16 protein-coding genes are annotated in these 14,544 nt (G+C 62.8%); 7 read left to right on the top strand and 9 right to left on the bottom strand.

What is annotated here, in order from left to right:
• Positions 1-12: 12 nt before the first annotated feature.
• From FH975_RS15480 to FH975_RS15465, 4 genes are read left to right on the top strand one after another with little or no spacing between them, the layout of a single operon-like run.
• A complete protein-coding gene (locus FH975_RS15480; protein ID WP_235928791.1) occupies positions 13-1,110 on the top strand; it encodes a FecCD family ABC transporter permease in 1,098 nt (365 codons plus the stop codon).
• The gene (locus tag FH975_RS15475; protein ID WP_162322086.1) at positions 1,110-1,925 is read left to right on the top strand and encodes an ABC transporter ATP-binding protein; all 816 of its coding nucleotides are present in this window, start codon (positions 1,110-1,112) and stop codon (positions 1,923-1,925) included. Before FH975_RS15480 ends, FH975_RS15475 begins: the two co-directional genes overlap by 1 nt.
• Positions 1,922-2,920, top strand: coding sequence for an ABC transporter substrate-binding protein (locus FH975_RS15470; protein ID WP_153078062.1), 999 nt, complete (start codon positions 1,922-1,924; stop codon positions 2,918-2,920). The genes FH975_RS15475 and FH975_RS15470 overlap by 4 nt, the downstream gene beginning before the upstream one ends.
• Positions 2,917-4,152 carry an MFS transporter gene (locus FH975_RS15465; RefSeq protein WP_162322085.1) on the top strand — a complete coding sequence of 412 codons (1,236 nt, stop codon included), beginning with the start codon at positions 2,917-2,919 and terminating at the stop codon, positions 4,150-4,152. The genes FH975_RS15470 and FH975_RS15465 overlap by 4 nt, the downstream gene beginning before the upstream one ends.
• On the opposite strand, the gene FH975_RS15460 is transcribed toward FH975_RS15465, so the two are convergent.
• Positions 4,143-5,975, bottom strand: coding sequence for a glycoside hydrolase family 3 protein (locus FH975_RS15460; RefSeq protein ID WP_235928790.1), 1,833 nt, complete (start codon positions 5,973-5,975; stop codon positions 4,143-4,145). The two genes, FH975_RS15465 and FH975_RS15460, sit on opposite strands and share 10 nt — an antisense overlap.
• Before the next feature lie 134 nt (positions 5,976-6,109).
• Here FH975_RS15460 and FH975_RS15455 point away from each other — a divergent pair, with 134 nt between their 5' ends.
• Entirely contained in the window at positions 6,110-7,261 is a 1,152-nt protein-coding gene (locus tag FH975_RS15455; protein ID WP_153078060.1) for a glutamate--cysteine ligase, read from the top strand.
• 59 nt (positions 7,262-7,320) lie between these two features.
• On the opposite strand, the gene FH975_RS15450 is transcribed toward FH975_RS15455, so the two are convergent.
• Positions 7,321-7,761 (bottom strand): rhodanese-like domain-containing protein, encoded by a 441-nt coding sequence (locus FH975_RS15450; RefSeq protein WP_153078059.1) that lies wholly within the window; start codon positions 7,759-7,761, stop codon positions 7,321-7,323.
• Positions 7,762-7,856: 95 nt separating this feature from the next.
• On the opposite strand from FH975_RS15450, the gene FH975_RS16710 reads away from it, so the two are divergent.
• Positions 7,857-8,039 (top strand): AsnC family transcriptional regulator, encoded by a 183-nt coding sequence (locus tag FH975_RS16710; protein WP_235928789.1) that lies wholly within the window; start codon positions 7,857-7,859, stop codon positions 8,037-8,039.
• On the top strand, positions 7,997-8,227 hold the full coding sequence (locus tag FH975_RS16705; protein ID WP_235928794.1) for an Lrp/AsnC ligand binding domain-containing protein: 231 nt from the start codon (positions 7,997-7,999) through the stop codon (positions 8,225-8,227). Before FH975_RS16710 ends, FH975_RS16705 begins: the two co-directional genes overlap by 43 nt.
• Positions 8,228-8,262: 35 nt before the next feature.
• On the opposite strand, the gene tsaD is transcribed toward FH975_RS16705, so the two are convergent.
• From tsaD to FH975_RS15410, 7 genes are all read right to left on the bottom strand, one after another.
• On the bottom strand, positions 8,263-9,336 hold the full coding sequence (gene tsaD, locus FH975_RS15440; protein ID WP_162322084.1) for a tRNA (adenosine(37)-N6)-threonylcarbamoyltransferase complex transferase subunit TsaD: 1,074 nt from the start codon (positions 9,334-9,336) through the stop codon (positions 8,263-8,265).
• Positions 9,333-9,872 carry a ribosomal protein S18-alanine N-acetyltransferase gene (rimI, locus tag FH975_RS15435; RefSeq protein ID WP_153078056.1) on the bottom strand — a complete coding sequence of 180 codons (540 nt, stop codon included), beginning with the start codon at positions 9,870-9,872 and terminating at the stop codon, positions 9,333-9,335. Before rimI ends, tsaD begins: the two co-directional genes overlap by 4 nt.
• A gap of 99 nt (positions 9,873-9,971) precedes the next feature.
• Positions 9,972-10,646: a tRNA (adenosine(37)-N6)-threonylcarbamoyltransferase complex dimerization subunit type 1 TsaB gene (gene tsaB / locus FH975_RS15430; RefSeq protein ID WP_153078055.1), complete on the bottom strand. Its 675-nt coding sequence runs from the start codon at positions 10,644-10,646 to the stop codon at positions 9,972-9,974.
• A gap of 69 nt (positions 10,647-10,715) precedes the next feature.
• Positions 10,716-11,357 (bottom strand): tRNA (adenosine(37)-N6)-threonylcarbamoyltransferase complex ATPase subunit type 1 TsaE, encoded by a 642-nt coding sequence (tsaE, locus tag FH975_RS15425; RefSeq protein ID WP_162322083.1) that lies wholly within the window; start codon positions 11,355-11,357, stop codon positions 10,716-10,718.
• Entirely contained in the window at positions 11,354-12,484 is a 1,131-nt protein-coding gene (alr, locus tag FH975_RS15420) for an alanine racemase (RefSeq protein WP_162322082.1), read from the bottom strand. The genes tsaE and alr overlap by 4 nt, the downstream gene beginning before the upstream one ends.
• Before the next feature lie 76 nt (positions 12,485-12,560).
• Positions 12,561-14,081, bottom strand: a complete 1,521-nt coding sequence (locus FH975_RS15415; protein ID WP_162322081.1) for an NAD(P)H-hydrate dehydratase — start codon at positions 14,079-14,081, stop codon at positions 12,561-12,563.
• A gap of 39 nt (positions 14,082-14,120) precedes the next feature.
• Positions 14,121-14,471, bottom strand: a complete 351-nt coding sequence (locus FH975_RS15410) for a holo-ACP synthase (protein WP_162322101.1) — start codon at positions 14,469-14,471, stop codon at positions 14,121-14,123.
• Positions 14,472-14,544 lie beyond the last annotated feature (73 nt).

Here is a 14,544-nt window from a genome sequence, read left to right as displayed (position 1 = left end):
CCGAGGACACCTTTGGCCATCATTGCGCTATCCGGCGCTTCCGCCAGACGGCATTTAGAACCAGTCCGGCGCAAGAGCACAACCAGCATCTACGCCATGGTCATGCTGCTCACTCTGGTGCTCGCTGGCTCCATTCTGGTAGCGATAGGACTTGGTTCAGCCGTAGTGCCCCCTCCAGACACTGCACGGTACTTGTGGGCGGCAGTCACCGGTGGTGATATCACCGCCGAGGAGCTGACTCGCTACCAAATCATTTGGAACATCCGCACACCCCGAGTCCTCCTAGCGGCGGCTGTCGGTGCAGGTTTAGCTGCGGTAGGTACGGCAATTCAGGCGCTGGTTCGCAATCCGCTTGCTGACCCCTACATTCTGGGTGTCTCCTCCGGCGCATCAGTCGGCGCTGTGGTGGTTTCCCTCTTCGGTGCCCTGTCTGTGCTGGGCATCTACGCGGTATCTGTCGGTGCGTTCTTGGGAGCGCTCGTTGCCACAAGCCTGGTCTACCTGATCGCCTACGGACGGGTCGGTGTTACCCCGCTGAAGCTTGTTCTGACCGGAGTTGCGCTCTCTTTCGGATTCCAAGCGATCATGAGCGTACTGATCTATTTCACACCCACCGCAGAATCCACCTCTATGGTGCTGTTTTGGACCATGGGATCATTCGGAGCAGCCACCTGGGGCAGTCTCCCCGTCGTCATCGCCGTGGTTCTTACCGGCATTCTGGCTCTGCGGCGCTACAGCCGTCCTCTCGATGTCATGTCTCTGGGAGACGAATCCGCAGCCAGCCTCGGCATCAACACCACCGCCATCCGCAAGAGTTTGTTTGTGCTCACAGCGGTGATGACTGGGGCCATGGTCGCCGTCAGCGGAGCCATCGGATTCGTGGGGTTGGTGATTCCGCACATCACACGCATGATCATAGGCGCCACTCACGCCAAGCTGCTGCTGATCGCACCCTTCATTGGAGCGATCCTCATGGTATGGGTGGACTTGCTGGCCCGGACCATGGTTGCCCCGCGAGAGCTTCCCTTGGGTGTGCTAACTGCACTCATCGGTGTTCCGGTCTTCATCGTGCTCATGCAGCGCAGAGGCTACGTTTTCGGAGGCCGCTGATGGAGCTTGCCTTTCACGATGTACACGTCGAGATCCGTGGTAAACGTCTGCTCTCTGAGCTGAACCTTCGCATAGACGCTGGAGAAGTGTTGGGCCTGGTGGGCCCAAATGGATCCGGCAAATCTACAGCCTTGCGCTGTGCCTATCGGGCTCTGCGACCCTCCGCCGGGGTGGTGAGAGTCGCAGGAGGTGATATTCAGCAACTCAATCTCCGTGAAAGCGCACAGCAGGTCGCAGCTCTCACCCAAGAGGGAGGCTCCGACTTCGATTTCACGGTCTCAGAGGTTGTGGCATTCGGACGCACTCCACATCACCGAGGCAACGAGCCTTTGACCCGCCGTGAGCAGAAGCTCTGCGAACAAGCAATGGATCAAGTGGACATTCTTCATCTGGCTGACCGCGGGATCTTGGAACTCTCCGGAGGCGAGAAGCAACGGGTGCTCATCGCCCGCGCATTGGTCCAGGAACCAAAGGTGCTCATTCTGGATGAGCCCACGAATCATTTGGACATTCGGCACCAGATCGAGCTGCTCGCAATGGTGCGCCGCTCGGAATTGACTGTTGTTCTTGTCCTCCACGACCTCAACCTCGCGGCCGCTACCTGTGACCGGCTCGGGGTACTTTCGGGCGGAAATCTCGTGGCTGTCGGAACTCCGCAACACGTGCTCACCCCGGACTTGTTACTTGATGTCTTCGGCATTAACGCCACAGTCGTGGCACACCCACTCACTAATGCTCCCCAGGTTCTGTTCGCCCTCGACGCAGCGGCGCCTCCGACCCCTGCAATCACTCGCAATGAAAGGTCAAATAAATGACTAGGTACTCCCGCCATCTTGTAATCCCCACCGCGATAAGCGCACTGTTAATGTCCGCCTGCGGCGCCTCAGTCGAGGGTAACGAGGACGCTGAAATTCGGACGGTCACCGTCAACCGTTGCGGAGAAGAGGTCGAGTACACCACGCCGCAGCGGTCCGTGGTCTATGAGGGCGGAAGCGCCGATAAGATGTTCGCTCTTGGGCTGGTCGAGCACGTCCATGGCTATGTAATGCCTCCAGCGAATCCTCCGGTCGAGGAGTCTCCCTGGGCCGAGGATTACGCAGCAGTGGAATTTCTGTCCGACGACCTGCTTAACCGAGAGCTGGTAGTAGACGCTAACGCGGACTTCGTCGTTGCCGGGTGGAACTCAGGCTTCGCAGATTCGCGAGGGATCACCCCAGAGATCCTGGATTCCCTCGAGATCCAGAGTTTCATGCACGCCGAGTCGTGCTTCAACTACCCCGGCTATGAAGAGCACCACGCTCCATTCGAGGGGCTCTTCACGGATCTTGAACGACTGGGAATGATCTTCGGCATTGAGGATCGAGCCGAAGAATTGGTTGCCGAGTACCGAGAACGTGTGACCGCGGTACAGGAGCAGGCTCCAGAGGGTGACCCAATTAAGGTCTTCCTCTATGACTTCGGCACGGACCAGCCGTTCACGGCTGCTAGCCAAGTGCCGCCCAACGAGATAATTGAGTTTGCCGGTGGGGAGAACATCTTCGGCGATGTAGAAGCCCGATGGACCGAAGTCACGTGGGAAGCAGTGGTGGAGGGAGAACCAGAGGTGATTATCATCCTGGAATACAACGATCAACCGGCCCAGGAGAAGATCGATTTCCTTCTTGAGAACCCGACCACGGCAACCCTGCCTGCGGTGCAGAATGAGGAGTTCTACATACTCGACTACAACGAGGCTATTTCTGGACCGCGCAATATTGACGGACTGGAGAGCTTCGCAGAATATCTGCATGATTACGCCGAGAGTCGATGAACCTCACCCCCTCCAACAAGTCAGCGGACACGCGGGGCCTCCAGGAGGCCGCTTTCCCGGACAGGATCATCGCCATACGGGTATGGCCCATGCTGGCTGGCGCAGCCCTGAGCTTGTTCCCCTTCACGATCTTCTCCGTTCTGCTGGTGCCGATCGCCGCCTCAGTAGATGTGGACGAAGCTGCGGTAGGAAGCCTGCGAGGGTTGGGCGGAGTGGCCGCGCTCCTGGCCGGAGTTCTACTGGCCCCCATAGTGGGGCGGTGGGCGCGATCGTGGGCACCCAGCGCTGCCTTGGTGGGGTTGGCCGGCGTGTGCGTCCTTGCCACGGCCGGGACTGTTCCTGCTTTAGTGGCATTCTGCCTGGGGATCGGGCTATGCACCGCGCTGCTGACGCCACTACTGATCACCCAAGCCATTTCCTGTTTCAGTTCACCTGGAAATTCTGGACGCGCCGCCACGCTGATCACAGCCGTGCAGTCACTGGCAGCTGTCGCCGCTGGTCCGGTGACTGGATTGCTGGCTTTGGCCGGAGGCTGGCGAGTCGCCCTGTGGACCACCGCTGGAGCCGCTCTGGCTCTCGCCGCAGTTCTGCTTTGGCGGCGACCCCACGAAAACTTGGCCGATGAGGCCCTCCATCATGCGGATTACATGGAGTCGTTCGCCCGATTATGGCACCGACCTGAGCTGCTGAACCTGATTGGTATCTCCATTCTTCGCACTACAGCCTTCATGGGACAGTTGGCGTTCCTCGCGGTGACCTATGATCGGCATTTCAGCATGGGCCCCGAAGCCTTTGCCCTCGTGTGGACGCTGAGCGGGGCCGCGTTCTTCGTCGGAAACTATGCGGCGGGACGCTGGGCGCGCAGAGCGGCTGAAGCTCCGAGGGCTGCTTCCCTTGTAATGGCATCGGGAATCCTCGCTGGTGCCAGTGGATTGCCATTGATCACGCTTCCGGGGAGTTTGCCGCTTGCCCTGCTCGGCACCATGTTGATGAGTCTCAGTCACGCGGTCATCGCAGCTATAGTGACCACACTCATCGCACATCGTGGTCAGCAGTGCACCGGTGCTGCGTTTAGTCTCAACGCCGCTGGACAAAGTGTGGGAGTATTCGCAGGCGCAGCGCTGGGCGGATTGGGACTGGCGTGGGGAAACATGCTCGGCGTGACCCTGGCCTTGACACTGCCTATGGCTATAGCCCTGCTATTGGCCGTGGTTCTGCACCGTCAGCACTGAGTGTGGCCAATGGAGTGCGGACCCACCTCAACCGGCAGCGCGCCGGGGGCCTCGGCACCGGTCAACACCTCGACCAGGGCAGCGAACGACTCTGCGGTGCGCCCGTAGAGCGCAAGCTTTGCCTCAGCGCTGGATTCGGCGAGCGCCTCAGGACGGTCCAGGGCCACCACCACGTCCCCCGCACTTGGCGTGCTGCCACCCAGCAGGGTGACCACCGGGCCCCAACCAACGTCAAGTCCAGCCTCCTGTGCGGCTGCGGCGAACCGATCACGGTCCTGCTGGGTACCACCCTGAATCTGTAGTGACTCAGTGGCCAATGGCGCCTCGCACTCACCCTCCACCAGAGTGATGGACTGTGCCGCAACATGTCTGGCCACTTTTGATGCGTCCAGGTCCTCCGGGTCCTCGTTGGAATCGTTCTCCGTCTGCGCTTCAGTATCTTCAGCCTCACCGTTCTCAGCTTCCGGTCCGTAGATCATCCGTGAGCGAAGATCTTCGGGGGTGGCGACCCCGGGACCGGCGTCCAACTGTCCGGCTGCAAGCTCCTGCTGCCACAGCACAAGAGCCACAACCCGCTCTGCAGCCTCATTGAGCCGGTCCTCGCCGAGCTCCCCAGATTCCACGGCCGCGACAATCGCGGCATGGGCGCCGGGCGAAGAGTGCGGCATAAGAATCAGGTCAGCCCCGGCCGACAGCGCCGTCACCACCGCCTGATCGCCACCGAATCGGTCAGCAATGGCGGCCATATTCAGCGCGTCAGTGACGATCACCCCGTCATGCCCCATCTGCCGGATCTCATCATAGGCAGCAGAAGACAACGACGACGGCACCCCTGCTTCCAACTCCGGAACCTCGATGTGACCCATCATCACCATGGGAGCCCCCGCCTGGGCCACATCGGCGAACGGTCTCCAATCGCGTTCGCGCAGCTCACTGATGCTCTGCTGCTGGACTGGGAGTGTGTCATGCGAATCGTCAGTGACAGATCCGTGCCCGGGGAAATGTTTGACGGAACCGGCGAGGCCGGCGTGGGCGAGCCCGCGCAGCGCTTGGACGGCAAGCTCCCCCACACCGTCAGGGTCAGCTCCGAATGTCCGTGAACCCATAGTCGGGTCCTCGCGGCCGATGGTGACGTCCGCATTGGGAGCAAAAGTCACCGTAAAGCCCAGATCGGCCAGATCCTCTGCCATGAATCGGTGCACCTGGCCGGCGGTCCACAACTCGCCGTCGGACTGGTGGACTGCGCCTGAGGCCATGGGGGTGGGCCACTCCCTGACGGGAGCCCCTACCCGCGTCACCAATCCGCCCTCCTGATCAACTGAGATGATCGGCGGTACTGCCCTGACGTCGTCGTCTTCACTTGAGCCAGCGCTCGCGATGGTCTCGATCTGAGCCTTAAGCGCCTCCGTGTCCACAGAGCCTGAACCACCGGGAATGTTGTGCCCCATAAGGATGACCCCCGCGAGGTGATGTTGCCGAATCAACTCAGCAGCCGAATCAACGTCCGTCCCTGAATACTCTCCGATCAACACCTGTCCGGCACGTTCAGGCAGTGTCATCTCAGCCACCACATCAGCGGCCTCGGCACGGTGGTCCTCGCCTGGGCCGGCCAGGGCGGCCTCCTGATCTGCAATAGCCTCTCTGAGCCGAGCATCTTCCTCAGCTCGCTCCTGCTCCGCAATCTCTTCAGCGCTGCGCTCGCTGCTGTCCGAGCCAGGGTCGGTGCTCTCCGGCGAGTCGGCGTCGTCGTTCCCTGCACAGGAGGTCAGCAACAGCGCCCCCGTCAGAGCGGCGGCAGTCAGGGCGCGGGGTAGTGACAGCATTCATATAAGGGTACGGTCTGCGGAGCCCGGACCCCAGCGAACGCAGCAGACGTCGAGACACTGAGGAGGATCTCTCCAGGAAAGTGCGGATACAGTTGGCTCGTTGCACCGACATTTCATGACAGGAGAGTCTCATGGGACTTGATTTCGCCGAATCCTCGCGCTCAACCCTCGGGATCGAGTGGGAGCTGGCACTGGTGGACCGGCAGACCGGTGACCTGCGCAGTGTTGCTGAGCGGATCCTTGAGGCCACCCGGGCTGACCATCCTGAGCTCACCAGTGACGAAGAGCATCCCTACGTCAAACAGGAGCTGCTGCTCAACACAGTGGAACTGGTCACCGATGTGTGCAACGACGTCGCTGAAGGTGTAGGCCAGCTGCGCGAGACCGCGCTGAACGTCATGAAGCACTGCGAACCGCTGGATGTGGAACTTTACTGTCAAGGTTCACATCCGTTTGCTCCGCCGACCAAGCAACCTGTGACAGATAAGGAACGCTATAACGAACTCATCCGGCGCACCCAGTGGTGGGGACGCCAGATGGTCATCTACGGCATCCATGTGCATGTGGGACTTCCTGATGTGAAGTACGCCATGCCGGTCGTCAATGCGCTGTGCAACTACAATGCGCATTTCCAGGCACTTTCCGCATCCTCCCCGTACTGGTCCGGAGAAGACACCGGGTACGCCTCAAACAGAGCGCTGATGTTCCAACAGTTGCCCACCGCCGGGCAGTCCTACCAGTTCGAAGAATGGTCCGGCTATGAAAAGGCCGTCGCGGACCTTGAGCACACTGGCGTAATCAATGATGTTACCGAGGTCCGCTGGGACTTCCGCGCAGTGCCCAGGCTGGGCACTGTTGAGATGCGGATTTGTGACGGTGTGGCCACGTTGGACGAGATCGGAGCATTCGCAGCGCTGACTCAGTGCATAGTGGAGGACACCATGCGGCAGCTCGACGACGGCGGAACCGTGACTTCGATGCCCCACTGGTACGTGAAGGAGAACAAGTGGCGGGCCGCACGCTATGGGTTGGACGCCATCATCATTCTCAACGAAGACGGGGACGAAGAGCTGGTCACCGACGCCATGGAACGGGAGCTTGAGCGTCTCGAACCTGTCGCGAAGGACCTGGGCTGCGTTAATGAGCTGCGCCACCTGGAGACCATCATGCGCAATGGTGCGGGCTACCAGCGTCAGAAAAAGGTGGCGGACTCCCATGACGGTGATCTGCGCCAGGTGGTGCTGGACTCTGCGGCCATCACCCGCACCTCCATCAACGGCTGAATCTCCCGATCCCCCGACGATCGACGCCGCTGTCAACTTTCAGCAGCCAGCGGGGCCTCTCAGCTGATCTCCTTCACGCCGACGGTGACGGGTGCCGTCAGCGGATCAGGTGCTCGACGAGAACGCCCCCGATCACTCACCACGGCCAGCCCTTCTCGTGCCCAGTACTCGAATCCCCCTATGAGCTCACGGACCCCGGTGTAACCCAGTGTGGCCAATGTCAGGGCCGCACGGGTGCTGCCGTTGCATCCCGGACCCCAGCAGTACACCACCACCGGGACATCATGATCAGGAAGGACATCGCCAGCCCGCGAGGCCAGCTCGGCATTCGGAATATGGACTGACTGAGGAATTCGACCCTGCCGCCATGACTCACCTGAGCGCACATCGATCACCACGGGGCCGGCACCTCCGGCCCGTTCGGCCGCCAGGTCAGCGGGGTCGGTTTCAAAGGCGAGCTTGGCCGCGAAAAACTCAGCGGCGGTGATCTGCAAATTCATGCTTCCATCCCACCAAGAATTACGGCCCCGCGGAATATGCCATCACCGGCGTGGACGGCATCTACAGACTCAATCCCCGGTATATATGGCCACTCATGCCGTTGAATTCACTTGTGGAACTTGACTCCACCGATGAGGCGCTCATCTCCCAGTTGCAGCAGGACGGACGAATGAGTGTGGCTCAGCTGGCCCGGGAGGTGTCACTCTCGGCTACGCGGTCACCGCGTTCGTCCGCCTGGCCTACCCGTCGGGCAACTACAAGCCGTTCCACGACCTAGTCGGTACCACTGGTGAGATCGTCGAAGCCCACCACGTCACGGGCGCAGACTGCTTCATCATCAAGGTTCACGCACGCTCCATGCGTGACCTGGAACGCATTACCGGAAAAATCTCCACGCTGGGAAGCATCACCACCAGCGTTGTCTACTCAAGCCCCGTCCCAGGAAGGCCCATCGGCCCAGCCTGACAGCGGCGTAGCCGCAAGCCGCCGCTGAAACGGCTTCAGCGGAGAATCTGTTCTACAGGGAGACTGGAGTCAGCGGCGATCTCCAACGACGATGCCTGCGCGCCTGCGCTGACGAGCTGGGCTCCCAGCGCCGCCACCATCGCACCATTATCAGTACACAGCGGGATCGGCGGCACCGTCAGTTCAATTCCAGCATCTGCGCAGCGCTGTGCCAGAAGTTCCCGCAGTCGGGAGTTGGCGGCCACTCCCCCACCGAGTAGCAAGCTGGTGAGCCCGTGTTCCCGGCAGGCACGCACGGCTTTAGCAGTCAGCACATCCACTACCGCCTCCTGAAAGCTGGCTGCGAGGTCCGCAACGGGAACCGCCAGACCCTGGGCTTCGAACTGCTCGGCAGCGCGAGCCACGGCCGTCTTCAGCCCTGAGAAGGACCAGTTGTGCCGGTGCTTGCCTGGACTCTGCGCTGTGCCTTCGAATTTTGGCATCGTCAGTCCGCGCGGGAAACGGAAGGCATGGGGGTCGCCGTGCCTGGCTGCTGCGTCGATCGCGGGCCCGCCCGGGTATCCCAACCCCAGCAGTCGGGCGGTCTTGTCATAGGCTTCACCGGCGGCGTCATCAATCGTGGACCCGATCAGCTCCACGTCATGGGTCAGCGACCCGATCCGCAGAATTTCGGTGTGACCGCCGGAGACCAGAAGTGCTGCGGTGTTCGGCGCCAAAGGGGAGCCGGCGGCGTCGTCCTCTACCAGGGCGACTGCTACGTGCGCCACCAAATGGTTGACGCCATAGAGCGGCTTGCCGGCAGCCAGAGCGAGCCCCTTGGCAGCCGAGATTCCCACCATGAGGGCGCCCGCCAGTCCGGGCCCTGCAGTGACGGCGATCGCGTCCACATCACGGAGTTCAACGCCGGCTGTATCCAGGGCTTTCCGCAGGGTTGGCGTGAATGCCTCCACATGAGCGCGGGCGGCGATCTCCGGGATCACCCCGCCGAACCGGACATGCTCGTTCATAGAAGAGGCAACCTCGTTGGCCAGCAGCCGGGTTCCTCGCACAATCCCGATTCCGGTCTCATCACAGGAGGTCTCGATGCCAAGCACCAGGGGTTCGTTCACTGGGTGCCTCCTCGATCGCTGCCAATCGGCCCGACCCTCGGGGTGTCTGCGAGGCGTTTGCGCATGATGAGGGCCTCGCCGCCGTCCGGATAGTAGGCCCGCCGCCGATCAATCTGCTCAAATCCGCTGCGCAAGTACAGCTTTTGGGCCCGCGGGTTGTCGGCGCGGACCTCCAGCAGCAGGTCTTCCGCTCCCCGGCTGCGTGACTCCTGTTCGATCAGGGCCAATAGGCGGGATCCCAGTCCGTGGCCCTGAGCCTCAGGGGCGACGGCAAGGGTCTGCACGTCAGCCAGCGGAAGCACGCACATCATGCCCGCATAACCCAGCAGCCGGTCGCCGTCCTCCGCCACCCAGTAGGCCCGGGTAGCTCGGTGAGCGGCCACGGCGGGCACGGCTTGGGCGAGTTCGTCATAGAAGAACCGCTCCGGCCAAGCATCATGCGGGAAGAGCCTGCGCTCCAGGTCGAATGCCGCCGGCACATCCTGGGCGGACATCGGCCGGATCACCACCCCGCCGGTTGGCGACTCAGTCTCCATTTCGCACCCCCGCCTCAGAAGAGCGTCTCGGAATGTGGGGAATGGCGCCTGTTTCGGGGGCCGTTTCCCACATCTGGAGACGTAATTCTCGTCGGTGAGTCATCGCACGCCTCCTGGACGCATCTGCAGGGGCACTTTGGCGTCGGATTCGCGGAGGTAGAGCGGTCTCGCCTGGCACATGACCCCGTGAAGGTCTCCCGCGAGCGCTCCCGCGGCCAGGCGGCCCAGTTCCGCAGCATCGGGAACCCAGCCGGTGGGGTCCTCAGCGAGTTCGGCGGCGCGCAGCTGTTGCGGGTAGAGCCCCAGCCCAGCGCCCACAGCAGGAAGGTCCGGAAGTTCCCCCGCCCCCGCCACAAAGGGGCCGTGCTGAAGGCGGGATCCGGCGTCATCGCTGATGTACTGTGCCCAGTAGACCTCACGGCGTCGAGCATCTGTCGCGACAACGAATTCACCGTCAATCCCAGCATCGGTGGCCCGCAGTGCCAAGGAGTCCAGGCTGCAGATTCCGTGCAGCGGCTTAGCCCACCCCTCGGCCAGCGCGTGTGCAAGTGCCATTCCCACCCGCAGTCCGGTGAAGGGTCCTGGTCCGACCCCAACGACGACGCCCTCGAGATCCTCACCCCTCACGCCCGCCCTGGTCAGCAGGCGCTGAACGGCTGGTGCGAGGACTTCTGCGTGCGAAGAGGTCTCCGCAGTGCGCCACGCATCCAGTGGTGCGCCGTCGCGAATAAGGGCAGCCGAAGCCCCGGCGGAGGAGTCGATGGAAAGAAGCACTCCACCATGGTAGCGATCAACGCAGCCGCCGCGGCACTAGGGAGCCTTCACCCCAGGTCCGGCTACAGCTCAGAGATGTTCGCTGATTCCGTTGGGGAGCGCTGGCGCGGTCTTCCACCGCGCTCCGTACCCCCGCAGAATCGCCCTGCGGGGAGTTCCTTGGAGCTCGTCTTCGGTTTCACTGAAATCAGTCTGGATCACTGGCACGACGCCGCCAACTTCGCCATTTGCCGGAGTTCCGCTCCCTGCCCGGTCCGGTGGGAGGGTGGGCTGGTGGAGTTCCAGGTCCAGCCAGGATCCTGACCCGCCCAGCAGTGCCTGCTCGACCAGGCCGCGGCCCCATTCGACCACTGTGATCGCTGAGGGCAGAGTCGCCAGTAGGTCTAGGGATTCGACTCCGGCGGCATCGGTGCGATAGGCGTCTACGTGAACAAGGTGGGGAGCGGCGGGGTTGTCACTGGGGTGAATTCGGGACAGCGTAAAGGTCGGCGAGCTGACCTGACCACGGACACCAAGCGCTTGTGCGAGTTCACGGGTGAAGGTTGTCTTGCCTGCTCCGAGGCCGCCGGTGAGCACCATCAGATCCCCCGGCTTCAGGAGTCCGGCTAAGCCATGGGCGAGCTCAGCTGTGGCCTCCAGGTGCGGAAGCTGTGCCTGCAGCTGCCAGTTCTCGCCAGGCAGCGCTGCCGGGGGTGGAGCTGAGCCGTTCACTGCTCGGGCTCCGCATTGATCACCACCCGCGGCACGCGGGTGCCGATTCGGGTGATGATCTCGTAGTTGATGGTGCCAGCCGCTGTTCCCCAGTCTGCGGCCTCGATGCCGGAGTTCCCGCCGAAAACGATGACCTGGTCACCGACCTCCACATCTGTGTCTGTCCCGAGGTCCACAACGAACTGATCCATAGCGACCCGGCCGGCGGAGTGATACCTGCGGCCGCGGATGAGCACTGGGGCGCCGACAGCGATCCGCGGAATACCGTCGGCGTAGCCCAGGGGGATCAGGCCCAGCCGGGTCGGCGCTTCTACCCGATGGGTGAGCCCGTAGCTGATGCCCTGGCCGGCCGGTACGGTCTTGACATTGGCCACGGTGGTGCGCAGTTCCATGGCAGGTTTGAGCCCTAATGATGGGCCGGTGCGGTCGGCGAAGGGGCTGTGCCCGTAGACGCCCACCCCTACCCTGACCATGTCGAAGTGTGCATCTGGCCGGGACAGCGCCGCAGGAGTATTGGCTGCGTGCCGCAGATCCGGAACAATGCCGTGACGTTCGGCAACCGCCAGGGCCTCGCGGAAGGCCTCCAGCTGCTCATCGGTCTCTTTGCGGTCGGGTTCGTCGGCTACCGCCATATGGGTGAAGATGCCTTCGACGCTGATCAGGCCCTGGTTCTGGAACATTGCCGCGCGTTCAACCAACCCCGGCCAGTCGGACATGGTTGAGCCGTTTCTGCCGAGTCCGGTATCGATCTTCAGGTGCACTCGTGCTGGTTCGTGCAGCAGGTTGGCCGCCTCAGCGATGGGCTCGAGGTCCCAGCCGGAGACCCCCAGGTCAATATGAGCTTCGATTCCGGCGGCGAAGTCCGATCCCCGGGTGTGCAGCCACGCCAGCAGCGGGGATTCGATGCCCTGGGCGCGCAGTTGCAGAGCCTCGTCGATATGGGCAACGCCCAACCAGTCGGCCCCGCCTGCCAGTGCTGCCTTCGCAGCAGTCATCAGCCCGTGCCCATATCCGTCAGCTTTGACTGCGGCGAGCACCTTGGCCGGACGGACGTACTCACTGATAGTGCGGACGTTATGGGCGATCGCAGAGGCGTCTATGACAGCTGCACGCTCCGGTAACTTCATGGGATCCAGAGTACCGGGGCCACCGGAAGTGGTCCCAGGGCTCGCTCACCGATGCTCAGCCTGGATGCTGCGGAAGTCATCTGTTCAAAGCACCAATCAGCGCGGACGCGCCGAAGTGCCCGTATCCTTCCGGGTCTATTCGCTGGGCCGCCAGGGTGTGCATACTCACACCCTGGGTGGTGACGGTCAGCCAGTCGCGCTCCTGCGTAGCACAGAGCGCACCAAGGATTCCCGAGAGCACATCCCCCGTGCCAGCAGTAGCCAGACCTGGGGCCTGCGCCCGGTGAAGCACCACATCCCCTTCCGGCGAGGCTACGACAGTGGTGGCGCCTTTGAGCAGCACCGTGCAGTCCAGTCGCCCGGCTATTCTGCGTGCAGCCTCCACCGGGTCAGCTTGCGCAGCGCCAGGGTCCAACATGGACCCCAGCACCTGATCGCGGAGCTCTGCGGCGAGCCTGCGCGCTTCTCCCAGGTGCGGGGTGATCAGGACATTCTTGTTGAGTCCCCCACGGCGGCGCAGCTGAGTCCTGATGAGTCCAAGCCCGGAGGCATCTAGCACGCAGGATGTTGCGGCTTCCAGCACGTGCTCCAGCACGGCTTCTGCCGCCGCCAGTTGGTCAGGCTGCGTGCCGAGGCCAGGACCTATTACGACGCCGTCTGCTTTCGTCACTGCCGCGCTGGTGTCACCTGCGGGGACCCCCACCACTTCTGGGTATGCGCTGATGACTCGTGAGCGCACAGTCTCAGGTGCTTGCAGTGTCACCATGCCCGCTCCTGTGTGGACGGCGGCTCCGGCGGTGAGCAGCGCGGCCCCGGGGTAGGCGGATGAGCCGGCCACCATGTGCAGGACTCCGCGGGAGTACTTGTGGTCGGTTAGCCCCGGAGGCGCAACTATCGCACCATTCTGCGCACTGTTCAGCCGGACCGTGCTCTTTGGAAGGTGCGGCTGGAGGCCAATGTCCACGGTATGCAGGGCGCCGCTGAGTGTGCCTCCGCGCCCGGCGATCAGACCCTGTTTCAGGCCGCCGAAGGTCACGGTGTGGTCAGCCGGGACCACATGGTCGCCGGCAGCCCCAGTGTCGGCATTGACTCCGGAGGGCAGATCGCACGCGACGACTACGGGTCTTGCCGCCGCCGCGTCGGCCTCAACAATCTCTAGACCCGGCACCTGGGGACGGGTGTATTCTCCGCGAAACCCTGTGCCCAGCACGGCATCGATCAGCACAGAGGTGGTCGGCGGGATTGATTCCACCACGCGGCCTCCGGCGGCGCGGAAGGCTGCCAGAGCCTCAGGATGTGCGCGTTCGCGGGTGAGTACGGCATGGGTTGATGCTCCGCGTTGGGCCAAATACGCCAGGGCGAACAGCGCGTCGCCCCCGTTGTTTCCTGACCCGACCAGTGCGGTGATCTGCGCTCCGTAGACCGACCCGCCGCGGCCCGGCCGGGGATATTCGCCGCTGGGCCGCTGGATCAGCTGCGCAATGTACTGGGCCAGTCCATAGGCTGCCCGGCGCATAAGAACAGGACCGTAGCCGACGTCCAGTAGTGGCTTCTCAGCAGCGCGGATCTGATTGCCGGTGTAGACGTTGAAGAACATTGCCACCTCCTGGGGACTACCTTAGCGAGCCCTGTTCACTCACCCCTCGGCGACCACCATCCCGGTGGCGATGTCACCGTCATGCGACAAAGAGAGGTGCCAGCGCGCTATCCCTTTGGACTGCGCCACTGCCGCCACCGTCCCGGTGACTTCGATGCGCGGGTCCCCCGCAGCGTCGCAGACCACCTGACAGTCTTGCCAGTTCATTCCGGCGGGCGCGCCGAGGACCTTGGCCACCGCCTCTTTTGCGGCGAAGCGCGCAGCCAAGGAACGTACTTTCAGTCCCCGCTCGGCGGGGGTAAACAGTCTCTCGCGCAGGGCCGGAGCTCGCGTAAGCTGTTCGGCGAAGCGAGATACGACGACGACGTCGACCCCTATTCCGATGATCACCGGTGGTCTATTCCACGGTGACGGATTTAGCGAGGTTGCGTGGCTGGTCCACGTCATAACCCTTCTCCGAAGC

Origin of the sequence: Nesterenkonia haasae (assembly GCF_010119385.1) — a bacterium.
Taxonomy (GTDB): Bacteria; Actinomycetota; Actinomycetes; order Actinomycetales; family Micrococcaceae; genus Nesterenkonia; species Nesterenkonia haasae.
The sequence above is the reverse complement of the archived record's forward strand: the minus strand, read 5'-3'. Positions and strand labels throughout refer to the sequence as shown.

Excerpts from the sequence above, each read along its gene's own strand:
- FH975_RS16710 (WP_235928789.1), top strand. The coding sequence starts at position 7,857 with ATGCCGTTGAATTCACTTGTGGAACTTGACTCCACCGATGAGGCGCTC.
- FH975_RS15415 (WP_162322081.1), bottom strand. The coding sequence starts at position 14,081 with ATGTTCTTCAACGTCTACACCGGCAATCAGATCCGCGCTGCTGAGAAG.
- FH975_RS15470 (WP_153078062.1), top strand. The coding sequence starts at position 1,922 with ATGACTAGGTACTCCCGCCATCTTGTAATCCCCACCGCGATAAGCGCA.
- FH975_RS15460 (WP_235928790.1), bottom strand. The coding sequence starts at position 5,975 with ATGCTGTCACTACCCCGCGCCCTGACTGCCGCCGCTCTGACGGGGGCG.
- FH975_RS15465 (WP_162322085.1), top strand. The coding sequence starts at position 2,917 with ATGAACCTCACCCCCTCCAACAAGTCAGCGGACACGCGGGGCCTCCAG.
- FH975_RS15455 (WP_153078060.1), top strand. The coding sequence starts at position 6,110 with ATGGGACTTGATTTCGCCGAATCCTCGCGCTCAACCCTCGGGATCGAG.
- rimI (WP_153078056.1), bottom strand. The coding sequence starts at position 9,872 with ATGGAGACTGAGTCGCCAACCGGCGGGGTGGTGATCCGGCCGATGTCC.
- FH975_RS15450 (WP_153078059.1), bottom strand. The coding sequence starts at position 7,761 with ATGAATTTGCAGATCACCGCCGCTGAGTTTTTCGCGGCCAAGCTCGCC.
- alr (WP_162322082.1), bottom strand. The coding sequence starts at position 12,484 with ATGAAGTTACCGGAGCGTGCAGCTGTCATAGACGCCTCTGCGATCGCC.
- FH975_RS15475 (WP_162322086.1), top strand. The coding sequence starts at position 1,110 with ATGGAGCTTGCCTTTCACGATGTACACGTCGAGATCCGTGGTAAACGT.